An 11,897-nucleotide genomic window follows, 5' to 3' on the forward strand; every position below is an offset into this window, starting at 1 on the left:
ATTAGAGTTTCGCGATTGCTTGTCGGATTGCATTTTGCGACGCTTCCGGATCCAGGGCCGAGGACCGGAGCTTATCGTAAACCAACGTGTAGAAATCGGTTTCGGCCTGCTTCTCTACGTACAGAGAGCTTGTCAGGTTCTCCAGAAACACGACGTCCGTATCCCCTACCATCGGGAATCCGAAGATGATGAACGGCCCACTCATCCCCGCATGAGCTCCGGCACTCATGGGCAGCACCTGAACATCGACATTAGGTCGCACCGATAGATCCAGAAGGCGATCGAGCTGGGCCTTCATCACACTCGCACCACCAATAGGGGCAAGGATCGCGGGCTCGCAAATGATTGCGCTCACGCGGACAACCGGGTCGGTCTTTTCCAAGACGCCCTGTCGTGCCATGCGGACTTCGAGAAGCGTCTCCGTCGTCGCCGGATCAATGGCGGCCGGATTAGCGGAGTGAACTGCTCGGGCGTATTCTTCAGTCTGAAAAAGACCGGGAATTAGCAAAGTCTGGAAACCTCGAATATAACTCGCCGCTGCTTCCAGCTCGATTACGTCCGCATAAGACGAGGGCAGCGTGTCGCTGTAATCCTGCCACCAACCACGCTTGGCACCTTCCCGAGCAAGCGCTTCCAGCGTCGTCCGGATATCGGCATCGTCTACGCCGTATAGGTTGAGCAGTTCCCTGACATCGCGAGCCCGAACACCGGAACGCCCGTTCTCAATGCGGCTGATCTTGGTCTTGTGGCACTCAAGGACCACCGCGGCGTCGTCCAGCGTCCGCCCCACCCCTTCCCGCAGCCGTCGTAGCTCTGATCCCAGACGTCGCCGACGCACTGTCGGGTTCTGCTCAATCGGCACGCACTCACCTCCATGTGCGGATCAGTCTGCCGTCTCGCAGACGGAGGAGACAGCGAGAAGTGACATAGGACGTTCTCAAGTACACCTGTTGCACTTCAGCACTGATTCAGTGCACGCTACGTACAGCGACATCACCGACACTCACTGGTGATCTTGGGAGTCGCGCGCCCTGTCGCGCGGCCGATCTGTCGCGCCTTGAACTGCCCCGGCGTCGGTCTCGGTCGCGCGTGGTCCCGGCGCCGGGGCGTGTGCTCTTGCAAGGGAGTGGCATGACGAAGTCGATGCATCCGCCCGGTGGGGTGCGGACGTTGAGCGTGGATCAGTACGCCATTCGGCGATGGATCATCCGTCGGATTCGTGCTCGGTATCCCCGGTTGGTCGTTCGGGGTGCACCTTGGGGGCGGTCGTCGTGAGTCGTGGGGCCGGGTTCGTGGTCGGTGCGGACGGGGAAGCCGTGCCGATCGTCGTGGCACGGGAGTTGCCTCCACGTGAGCGAGCCGAACCCTTGCGCCACTCCGTCGGCGACTGGGTCGCACCGCGTCCCGGGCTCGGCCACGACGCCCATCCCGCCGGATGCGTCGAACGGGCCGAACACTCCGCCGGGCTCGACAACGACCAAGTGGTCATGGTGTGTCCGCCGACCGGCACGCCGTACCTGCTGAAAGCCTCCGAGTTGTACCGGATCAAGTCGCCACGTTGACCCCCACGTTCGCCCCGCCCGAATGTTTGGGAAGGACACCGGGCGGGGTCCGCACCATCCGAGCACTACCGACGCGCAAGGTGGGGCACATGGCAGACGACGACTACGAAATCACAGGTGGGAACGAGAACTGCTCGCACGAGTGGTGGCACTGGTCGGGGGAAGACCGCTGCCGAAAGTGCCCGGCGGTCCGCAGGAAGAAGTAGACGATCGGCCCCGTGACCGAAGCGAAAGGCAACCCATGGAACGCCGCTGGACATGGACCGAACTACCCGACACGGTCCGGGCGGACATCGAGACGGTCACGGGGCCCGTACGCACCGCGGAACCACCCGGCGAGGGCCTGACATCACCCTTCACGGCCGTGCTGCGAGCCCCCGGACGCCGGGTGTTCGTCAAGGGCACGCCAACCACGAACGGCAAGGCTCTCGACCACCAACGACGAGAGGCATTGGCCGCCCCCTCGGTCGGCGGACGTGTCGCCCCGACCCTGCTCGCCCACCTCACGCCGCCCGGCTGGGACGTACTGCTTTTCACGCACGTACAAGGCCGCTACGCCGACGTCTCCCCCGGCGGATCCGACCTGTCGCCCCTCGCCTACGCGTTGAGCCGAGCCGGCCGCGTACGCCCGCCGCACGGACTCGCCCTGCCCTGTCTCGCGGACCGTTGGGCCGAACACCTCACACCGACCGAACGCGCCCTCCTCGGCGGAACACACCTGCTGCACACCGACCTGAACCCCTGGAATGTGCTCATCGAAGACGACAGTGCCGGCGGACGCGCCTACTTCGTGGACTGGGGGATGTCCGCCATCGGTCCCGCCTGGGCCGAACTCGCGTACGTATACCTGCTGTTGCTCTGGTCGGAACACACCACCGAATCCGCACACGCGTGGCTGCGCGAATTCCCGGCATGGCGCGCGGCATCCAACGCCGGCATCCGCGCATTCGTCACCGGGGCGACGGCGGAAGCCAACGCCCGAGACCTACCCGACCAAGCCCAGCGATGGAAATCGCTACTCGCCCGGTAACGACCCCGTCGTGACCCACACATGAAAGAGCCCCGGCGACCGCTGGAACGGTCCCGGGATCGGCCGACAGCTTACGAGGAGCTGACGACGTGACCCACTTTATCGCTGCCGTTTTCGGATGGCTGCGCCGACGACGCACCCCGCCGACGCCGGACGGGCAGCCCGCCCGACCTACCGCGCCGAAGCGCCCCCGACCGAGCCGTCCCGCCAACCCGAAGCCGCAGACCCACCCCCAGTGGCGCACCTTCGTACCGCCTGCCCTTTCCCCCGCCATCGACGACGGCCCGCCCGTGCAGGACTCGGCGACGGTCGTCCCGCCGTACCTGATGACGCCCCGAGAAGTCGCCGAGCGCAGGCGCAGGATCGCCGAAGCCGGACAAGCGCACCTCGCCGACGCAGTCCCCGAATGCCACCCCCGACCCGCGTCCCACCGCCGCCCCCGCCCGGCCCGTGGCGCGGGGGCAACAGCCTGATCCCCGCCCCGCCCTACCGCTGACACGACGGACGCGCACGCCGGTCCCGAGTCCCACCCGGGACTCGGGACCGGCGCCGCGTTCCGGACCGACGCGCGATCTCACGCGACCCGCTGCGCCACGCGCGTGTCGACGTCGTCCTCCCTGGCCGTGGGCAGATCACGCTGGTGGGCCATCGGCGAGAAGAACAGGATCAGGGCCGCGGCCGGGATCGCCGCCGCCATCACCCAGACCGTGGGACGGACCCCGATCGTCGAGCCCAGGGTGCCGGCCAGGACCGCGCCCAGCGGGATCGTGCCGTAGTTGACGAACTGCATGCTCGCGGTCATCCGACCCAGCAACCGCGGCGGGCAGTAGCGCTGTTGGAAGCCCGCCTTGATCACGTTGCCCGCCACGACGCCGGCCACCATCGCGAAGTTGCCCACCATGAACAGCACGAGCCGTACGCCCCCACCGGTCAGCGGCACCAGCAGGACAAGCACCGGCAGGCCCAACTCGAACACGATCGTGGCCCGCGCGGTGCCGATCCGCGCCGCGACCCGGCGCCCGACGAACGCCCCCGCGACGCCCCCGAGCGAACCGATCGCGATCAGGCCGCCGACCACGCCGGGGCTGACCCCCACGGTCCGGACCAGGAAGACCACTTGGATCGATTGCAGCCCGACCAGGCCGAGATTGGACGCGCCACCGAACAGCGCGAACGTACGCAACCACCGGTCGTGCGCGACCAACCGCAGGCCCTCGCCGATCTCGCGCACCAGCGAACGTCCGGTCCCCGAGTCGGCCGCCCCGGCCGCTCCGGCCATCCCGCCCGGCTCGTGCGGCGGTTCGCGGTGCCGGATGCCCAGCAGACACGTGAACGAGGTCAGGAACGTGCCCGCGTTGACGAACATCCCGTTGACCGCGCCCACCAGTTGCGCGATCAGGCCGCCCGCACCGACCCCCGCGATCTGCGCGGCGGACGCGCTGCCGTGCAACTTGCTGTTGCCCTCGGCTTGGTCGGCGGGCCCCAGCAGGCTCGGCAGGTAGGCGGTGTACGCGGTCTGGAAGAAGACCGCGGACACCCCGGTCGCGAGCGTGATCGCCAGCAGCAGGCCGACACTCGACAACCCCGCGAAGTGCGCCAGTGGAACCGCCAGGAACAGCGCGCAGGACGCCGCCGCGGCGCCGAGCATGATCGGACGTCGCGCTATTCGGTCCACCCACACGCCCACCGGCAGCCCGATCAGCAGCCACGGCAACCAGGCCGCCGCGCTGAGGAGGCCGACCTGGAACGTGCTCGCGTCCAGCGTGGAGACCGCGATCAGCGGCATCGAGACGCTGGTGACCGAGGCGCCGAACTTGCCCGCGGTCTCACCGAACCACAACAGTCGGAAGTCGCGGTGTCGGCGCAGCAGTCCACTCATGTCGGTTCCTGGGATCGGCGCGGAAGGGCCTGGTACTGCAGCACCACCGTGATCGCGCCGGGCTGCTCCGGTGCTTGCGTGTACTCGCTCACGAGCGCGACCACACGATCGTTGAGCTCGGCCATCTGATCGGCCGTCAGTCGCGCGCCGCTCCAGTCCGAGACGGCTCGGGCCCGCACCCATTCCGGGCCCATCTCCTGGGCGTCGGCGTATGTGGCCACCATGCGCTCGGCCTGCTGCCGCAGGGCCTCGTCCTCGTAGACCGCCAGCGCGCCGCTCGTCTCCGGGTCGTCCCGGAAGTCGCTGGTGTTGAGCTGGCGCGGGTTGTAGACGGCCCGCCACCAGCGCTCGCGCTTGGTGCCGCGGTCCGGGTCGTCCTCGATGAAGCCGTGCTCGGCCAGGGTGCGCAGGTGCCAACTGACCGTGCCGGTGCTCTCGCCGAGTCGCGCGGCGAGCCGGGTGGCGGTCGCGGGGCCGTCCAGCTTGAGAAGTTCGACGATGCGCATGCGTAGCGGGTGGGCCAGGCCACGCAGGCTGCGGGCGTCCATCCGCGGAAGTGGATTGGGCATGGCTCGACTCTAATATGCAGAGACTTCTCTGCAAAGGACTCTTGGCAAAGAAGTCTCTGCAAATGGTTCTCTGCAAACGCCACGGCGGGTCGGCCGAGCAGGTTGCCCGACCTCAGGGCGCGCCGTCGTCCAGAGCCACCGGCCCCGGCGGCGGCGTGCAACACGACTCCCCCGGCACCGCCGGCTCGCCGGGCACCTCGCTCGACCCCGGCACCGCGGGCGCCGTGGGACTGATCGGCACCGGGACCGGGGTCGGCCGCGGCCCGTCCGAGTCGTGGGTGAAGTGCAGGACGAGGGTCGCCACCAAGCCGATCACGATCACGGCCACGCCGACGAGGGCCTGGACGGTCTCGCGGTGCGGGCGGCGTCGTTTCTCGGACATAGCGCCACGTTAGGCATGTTCGGCGTGCGCCGGCAGACATGGCACACGACTTTCGACGGAGGTGTCGCGACCCTGCGGGTCGATACCGTCACAACCATGCGCACCACCCCCGCCGCCTGGGCCGCCGACCTGGCCCTGTGGACCCTGCTCGGCATCGGCATGCTGACCGTCAACGCACCACTGCCGCTGTCCGCCACGCACGCCGCGACGCTCGCGATCTGCCTGGTCGGCGGCGCCGTGCTGGGCCGGACGTATCCGCCCGCCGCGCTCGCGCTGACCGTGTTCCTTGCTCAGCAGGACGCCCGTTGCTACGCCGCCGTGGCCCTCGCCGCGTTCCTGGCCGGGCGGCGCTCCGCGGACGGACCGGGCCTGCCGTGGCGACTGGTCTCGGTGCTGGTGCCGGCCGCGCTCGGGGCCTGGCTCGAGTCGCCGAACACGGCCGAACTCTCGGTGCTGCCCGCCGAACTGCTGGGCCTGGCGGCGATGCCCTGGCTGATCGGTCGCTACCGCTATCAGTGGCTCGCGCTGCATCGACGCGGCTGGGAACAGGCCACACGGCTGCAACGCGAGCGGGACCTGGTAGAGGAGCGCACCCGGCTGCGCGAACGGGCCCGGATCGCCCAGGACATGCACGACTCGCTCGGCCACGACCTGAGCCTGATCGCCCTGCGCGCCGCAGCCTTCGAACTCGACGCGACGCTCACCGACGCGCAGCGCGAGCGGGCCGGCGAACTGCGGGCGGGCGCGGGCGCGGCGACCGAGCGGCTGCACGAGATCATCGGCGTGTTGCGAGAGAGCGACGAACCGGCGCCGGTGGACCCGGTGCACGAGGACCTGGACACCCTCGTCGCGCGCTGCCGCGCCTCGGGCATGGTGATCCGCCACACGGTCGAGCCGACCGCCGAGCCGGTCGCGCTGCCGCCGATGGTCGATCTCGCGCTGCACCGGATCGTGCGCGAGTCGCTGACCAACGCGGCCAAGCACGCGCCGGGCGCGGTGGTGCGGATCACGGTCACCCACGGCCGCGAGCGCACCACCGTAGAGGTCGCCAACGGGCCCGCCCCGCGTCCGGCCGAGTCCGCGCCGGTCGGCAGCGGCCACGGCCTGGTCGGGATGCGCGAGCGGGCCCGACTCCTGGGCGGCACGTTGACCGCGGAGCCGGACGCGGACGGGTTCCGGGTGCTGGCCCACCTCCCGCACCACGCCGCGCCCGCCCGTCCGGACACCGCCGGCCACGTGGAACAGGGTCGGCGCATCCGCCGCCGGTTCGTCAAGGCGCTGGTGTGGACCGGCGCGGGCGTGCTGCTCGCCGGATCGGCGTACGCGCTGACCACCCAGGGCGAGGCGGTGGCGCCGGGCGACTTCGACCGGATGCGGATCGGCCAGACCCGCGCCGAACTGGCCTCGATGTTGCCGGACGACCCGAGCGACCAACGCCCGGAGCGGGAACCGCCGATCCCGACCGGCGCCGCGTGCGAGTACTACACGAACGGCGACTTCCTGCCGAGCCGGCTGTTCCGCCTGTGCTTCGTCCGCGGTGTGCTGGTCGCCAAGGACGACGTGCCGCTCGAACAGCGACGCGACCGGGACGACACACGCTGACGACCGGGCCGGCCCGATCCATCCCATCCCACGCACCCCACCGCACCCCGTCCACGCACCCACCCGAGGAGCCACCGCGTTGAGCACCACCGAGCAGTCCACTACCAGCATCCGGGTCCTGATCGCCGAGGACGAGCGGCTGATCCGCACCGGCGTGCGGATGGTGCTGACCGCCGACCCCGGGATCGAGGTGGTGGCCGAGGCCGCCGACGGCCGTGAGGCGATCGAGCAGGCCCGGCGATGGCGCCCGGACGTGGTGCTGATGGACATCCGGATGCCGAACCTGGACGGCCTGGCCGCGACCGCCGAACTGCGCCGCGCGGTACCGGGCACGGCCGTGGTGATCCTGACCACGTTCGGTGAGGACGAGTACATCGCGACCGCGCTGGACAGCGGCGCCACCGGTTTCCTGCTCAAGTCCGGCGATCCCCGCGAACTGATCGCGGGGGTGCGGGCGGCGGCCGAGGGCGGCGCGTACCTGTCCCCGAAGGTGGCCAAGCGGGTGATCAGCGGGATCGTCCCGGGCCGGCCCGCACGCGAGGTGGACGCCGGGGCGCGTGTGGCGCTGCTGACCGCGCGCGAGCGGGAGGTCCTGGCGCTGGTCGGCGCCGGCTTGGCCAACGCGGAGATCGGCCGTCGACTGCACCTGGTCGAGGGCACGGTCAAGACGCACGTGAGCGCGATCCTGGCCCGCCTGGGGGTGCGCAACCGGGTTCAGGCCGCGATCGTGGCCTACGAGGCGGGCATGGTCGACTGAGCCGCGGGGCGACACCCGCGGGACCGCCGCCTTCGCGCACCGCATCGCCCGGCGCCGGGCCCACCCGGTCGCGGCGGACCCGCGCGGACACTCTCCACCTGCGGGTTTCGGCGAGAGGATAACGTGGCGGGCGCGCTGTCCGGGGCATGGTCGAGGCCGGTTCCGGGCAGTGGCTCCCTTCCGTCTTCCGCCCATGCCCGTGAGGAAATCCGTGGACAAGCCCGTCCTGCTCACCGTCGACGACGATCCGGCCGTGTCCCGCGCCGTGGCCCGTGACCTGCGGCGACAGTACGGCGACCGACACCGCGTCGTGCGCGCCGAATCCGGCGCACAGGCCCTGGAGGCGCTGGCCGAACTGCACGAGCGGGGCGAGCAGGTCGCGGTGCTGATCGCCGACCAGCGCATGCCGCAGATGGACGGCGTGGCGTTCCTGGAACAGGCCGCACACCTTTACCCACGCGCGAAACGGGTGCTGCTGACCGCCTACGCGGACACCGGCGCGGCGATCCGGGCGATCAACGACGTGGACATCGACCACTACCTGCTCAAGCCGTGGGATCCACCGGAGGAACGCCTGTACCCGGTCCTGGACTCGCTGATCACCGCGTGGGAGACCGCGCCGGTGCCGGACGAGAGCTGGGCCACGGTGATCGGCGCACGCTTCTCCGCGCCGTCCTTCGAACTGCGCGACTTCCTCGCCAACAACGGCGTGCCCTACCGCTGGTACGACGTGACCCAGGCCGAGGCGCGGCGGTTGATGCGCGAGACCGGTACCACCGAGGCCGACGTGCCGGTGGTGATCGCGCCGGACTCGACCGTGCTGCGCGGCCCGTCCAAGGGCGAACTGGCCGAGTACGTCGGCCTGTCCGTGACCGCCTCCGGCGACCTGTACGACGTGGTGATCGTCGGCGGCGGCCCGGCCGGCCTGGGCGCCGCGGTATACGCGGCCAGCGAGGGACTGCGCACGCTGCTGGTGGAGCGCCAGGCCACCGGCGGGCAGGCCGGCCAGAGTTCGCGGATCGAGAACTATCTCGGCTTCCCGGACGGCATCTCCGGATCGCAGTTCATCGGCCGGGCACGTCGTCAGGCGCTCAAGTTCGGCGCCGAGATAGTCAGTACGCGCGATGTGACCGAACTGGGTGTGGACGGCGAGGTGCGCACCATCTCGTGCGACGGCGACGTGGTCGCCAGGGGCCACGCGATCGTGCTTGCCACCGGTGTGTCCTACCGCACCCTGGAGGCGCCCGGATTGGCCGAGCTCACCGACCGCGGCGTGTACTACGGCGCCGCGCTGACCACCGGCCCGGATACCCGCGACCAGGACGTGTACATCGTCGGCGCGGCCAACTCGGCGGGTCAGGCCGCGGTGTTCTTCGCCCGCTATGCCCGCCGAGTGATCATATTGGTGCGCGGCGCGGGCCTGGAGGCGTCCATGTCGCACTACCTGATCGAGCAGTTGGCGCAGATCCCCAACGTCGAGGTGCGCGTGCGCACCGAGATCACCCACGCGCACGGCACCGGCCGGCTGCGCGAACTCACCCTGCGTGACCGTGACTCCGGCAAGGAGGAGACGGTGCCCGCGTCGTGGTTGTTCGTGTTCATCGGCGCCAGCCCGCGCACCGCGTGGCTGGACGGCAGCGGCGTGCGCCGCGACCGGGACGGCTACATCCTCACCGGCGGCGAACTCCTCGACGACTGCGACGGCGAGCTCGACGGCTGGAATCGACCGCCGTTCGTCCAGGAGACCGCCGTGCCGGGCGTGTTCGCCGCCGGCGACTCGCGCGCGGCCTCGGTCAAGCGGGTCGCCTCGGCGGTCGGCGAGGGCGCGATGACGGTGATGCTGGTGCACCGCTACCTGGACACCCTGAACACCCGGATCCCGGCGACGGAGGGCTCGCGATGAGTGTGTGCGACGTGTTGCCGCCCGAGGAACTGCGCACGCTCTTCCTGTTCGAGAAGCTCGCCGACGAGCACCTGGACTGGCTGTGCGCGCACGGCAAGGTCAAGGCGTTCCCGGCGAACACCACGCTGTACCACGAGGGCGACCCGGGCGAGTGCTTCTTCGTGCTGCTCTCCGGCGAGGTCACCATGAACCGGATGGTGCGCGGCGGCGAGTTGGAGGTGCACCGCTCGTCGATGCGCGGCGCCTACGTCGGCGCCGCGCTCGCGCTGGACGGCGACGACGACGCGACACCGGCCGTGCACGCGTACGGCAACACCGCGCGCACTCACGTCGACTCGACCTTCTTCGTGCTGCCCGCGGCCGAGTTGGCGCAAGCCTTCACCGAGTGGTTCCCGATGGCCGCGCACCTGGTCGCGGGCATGTTCCTGGGCGCGCGCCGCAATGGCTCGGCGGTCGGGCAGCGCGAGCGCATGGTGGCCCTGGGCACGCTCACCGCCGGGCTCACCCACGAGTTGGGCAACCCGGCCGCGGCGGCCGAGCGGGCAGCCGCGAACCTGCGCACCCGACTGGGCGAACTGCGCTCGGCCCGGGCCGAGTTGGCCCGCACGGGCGCGAGCGCCGAGGCGCTGGCGGCGCTGGAGCGCCTACAGGAGGAGGTACTGGCGCACCGGGCCGGCGAGGCGCCTCGGCTGCGCCCGCTGGAGTTCTCCGATCGGACCGACGAAGTGGCCGAGGTCTTCGAGGACTTGGACATCGCGGACGCGTACGAGACGGCGCCGTCGTTCGTGAACGTGGGCCTGTACGAGGACTGGGCGCGGGACGCGGGTGCCGCGCTCGGCCCGGCGGCGCGCCCGGGGTTGACCTGGCTCGCCGCCAACCTGGAGGGCGAGGCGCTGCTCGACGAGGTCGCCGACGCGCTGGGCCGGATCACCGAACTGCTGGCCGCCGCCGGGCAGTACACCCAGATGGACCGGGCCCCGTACCAGGAGACCGACCTGCGCAAGGGCCTGGACAGCACGGTGGCGATGTTGGCCGGCCCGCTGCGCGACATCCGGGTCGAGCGCGAGTACGCCGCGGACCTGCCGAAGATCCAGGCGTACCCGGCCGAGCTCAACCAGGTGTGGACCAACCTGATCGACAACGCCGCGGACGCGATGGGCGGCAAGGGCACGCTGACCCTGCGGGCCCACGCGGACGCGGCGTCGGTGGTGATCGAGATCGAGGACAGCGGGCCGGGCATCGCGCCCGACATCCAGGACCGGATCTTCGAGCCGTTCTTCACCACGAAGGCACTCGGCGAGGGCACCGGCCTGGGCCTGGACATCTCCTACCGGATCATCGTCCAGCGGCACGACGGCACGGTCACGGTCGACTCCGAACCCGGGCGCACCACGTTTCGGATCACGCTGCCCAGATAGCGCGGCCCGGCCGCGCGCCGTCCCGGGTGGTGCCGGCCGTCGGATGCGCCGACGACGTCACCGACTGCCTCACAGACCCAGGACGGCGCGCAGCGCGACGTCGACCCGCTCCATCTCGTCCGGCGCGACATCGCCGAGATAGGTGCCCTGTTCGAACCGGCGATGCCGGGACGTGTACAGGTCGGGAGCGAGCACGACGCCGTTGACCGGCGTGGTGATCCGGACCGTGACCAGCGACTCCTGCCGGTCGCCGATGGTGTCCACCAGCGCGCACAGGGCGGCGCCCGGGTGCAGTGCGGCGACGTGGTCGTTCTGCACGATCATGAAGGTGCGGTCGCGGCCGACGGTGGGGATCGTCCACACCTGGCCGCGCCTCAGCGGCCGCACGGCTCCGCCCCTGTCCGGCCCGAGACGGCGATGGCCGGCAGGCCGCGACGCGCTGCCGGCGTCGGACGGTCGGGGTCGGGGACGAAGCGGTTGCCGGTAGCCATGGCACCAGTCGTACCAGACGCGACGCCACCGGAATTGCCAACGGGGTGCGCGTTCGCCGCCGGCGGAGCGATTCGCCCGATTCACCGGGGGCGCGGCGCACTTGGGTGGGCATCGGCCGAACGGGCCGGGCGGGGTCCGGAGGAAACGCTCGCGGACCTCGCACGCACACTCGGCGGGCCTCGTGGGAACACTCGGCGGGCCTGTCGCGAGACGCTCGCGCCTTCCGCGCGTATCCCTCGCGCGAGCGAGGCGGCGATGGACGATCACCCGCGACACTGTCGGTACACACCACCCTGGAGTAGG

At 70.6% G+C, this 11,897-nt stretch carries 11 protein-coding genes; 6 read left to right on the forward strand and 5 right to left on the reverse strand.

What is annotated here, in order from left to right; all coding sequences use genetic code 11:
• Nucleotide 1: 1 nt before the first annotated feature.
• Entirely contained in the window at nt 2-862 is an 861-nt protein-coding gene (locus ACIBSV_RS22110) for a helix-turn-helix domain-containing protein (protein WP_395865538.1), read from the reverse strand.
• 409 nt (nt 863-1,271) lie between these two features.
• On the opposite strand from ACIBSV_RS22110, the gene ACIBSV_RS22115 reads away from it, so the two are divergent.
• Complete coding sequence (locus ACIBSV_RS22115) at nt 1,272-1,562, forward strand: hypothetical protein (RefSeq protein ID WP_395865540.1); 291 nt, start codon at nt 1,272-1,274, stop codon at nt 1,560-1,562.
• A 241-nt stretch (nt 1,563-1,803) separates the two neighbouring features.
• Entirely contained in the window at nt 1,804-2,592 is a 789-nt protein-coding gene (locus tag ACIBSV_RS22120; RefSeq protein ID WP_395865542.1) for a phosphotransferase family protein, read from the forward strand.
• 574 nt (nt 2,593-3,166) lie between these two features.
• Here ACIBSV_RS22120 and ACIBSV_RS22125 read toward each other — a convergent pair.
• From ACIBSV_RS22125 to ACIBSV_RS22135, 3 genes are all read right to left on the reverse strand, one after another.
• Nucleotides 3,167-4,471 carry an MFS transporter gene (locus ACIBSV_RS22125; protein ID WP_395865544.1) on the reverse strand — a complete coding sequence of 435 codons (1,305 nt, stop codon included), beginning with the start codon at nt 4,469-4,471 and terminating at the stop codon, nt 3,167-3,169.
• A complete protein-coding gene (locus tag ACIBSV_RS22130; protein WP_395865546.1) occupies nt 4,468-5,040 on the reverse strand; it encodes an ArsR/SmtB family transcription factor in 573 nt (190 codons plus the stop codon). Before ACIBSV_RS22130 ends, ACIBSV_RS22125 begins: the two co-directional genes overlap by 4 nt.
• Nucleotides 5,041-5,152: 112 nt before the next feature.
• Nucleotides 5,153-5,422, reverse strand: coding sequence for a hypothetical protein (locus ACIBSV_RS22135; protein WP_395865548.1), 270 nt, complete (start codon nt 5,420-5,422; stop codon nt 5,153-5,155).
• A gap of 96 nt (nt 5,423-5,518) precedes the next feature.
• Here ACIBSV_RS22135 and ACIBSV_RS22140 point away from each other — a divergent pair, with 96 nt between their 5' ends.
• The 4 genes from ACIBSV_RS22140 (at nt 5,519) to ACIBSV_RS22155 (ending at nt 11,102) form a co-directional block, all read left to right on the forward strand.
• Nucleotides 5,519-7,024 carry a sensor histidine kinase gene (locus tag ACIBSV_RS22140; protein ID WP_395865550.1) on the forward strand — a complete coding sequence of 502 codons (1,506 nt, stop codon included), beginning with the start codon at nt 5,519-5,521 and terminating at the stop codon, nt 7,022-7,024.
• A 79-nt stretch (nt 7,025-7,103) separates the two neighbouring features.
• A complete protein-coding gene (locus ACIBSV_RS22145) occupies nt 7,104-7,781 on the forward strand; it encodes a response regulator (RefSeq protein WP_395865552.1) in 678 nt (225 codons plus the stop codon).
• 193 nt (nt 7,782-7,974) lie between these two features.
• Nucleotides 7,975-9,684, forward strand: a complete 1,710-nt coding sequence (locus ACIBSV_RS22150) for an FAD-dependent oxidoreductase (RefSeq protein ID WP_395865554.1) — start codon at nt 7,975-7,977, stop codon at nt 9,682-9,684.
• A complete protein-coding gene (locus tag ACIBSV_RS22155; protein WP_395865555.1) occupies nt 9,681-11,102 on the forward strand; it encodes an ATP-binding protein in 1,422 nt (473 codons plus the stop codon). The genes ACIBSV_RS22150 and ACIBSV_RS22155 overlap by 4 nt, the downstream gene beginning before the upstream one ends.
• Nucleotides 11,103-11,171: 69 nt before the next feature.
• On the opposite strand, the gene ACIBSV_RS22160 is transcribed toward ACIBSV_RS22155, so the two are convergent.
• Nucleotides 11,172-11,489: a type II toxin-antitoxin system PemK/MazF family toxin gene (locus ACIBSV_RS22160; RefSeq protein WP_395865557.1), complete on the reverse strand. Its 318-nt coding sequence runs from the start codon at nt 11,487-11,489 to the stop codon at nt 11,172-11,174.
• Between the last annotated feature and the right edge of the window lie 408 nt (nt 11,490-11,897).

It is taken from the genome of Embleya sp. NPDC050154, from assembly GCF_044460165.1.
Classification (GTDB): domain Bacteria; phylum Actinomycetota; class Actinomycetes; order Streptomycetales; family Streptomycetaceae; genus Embleya.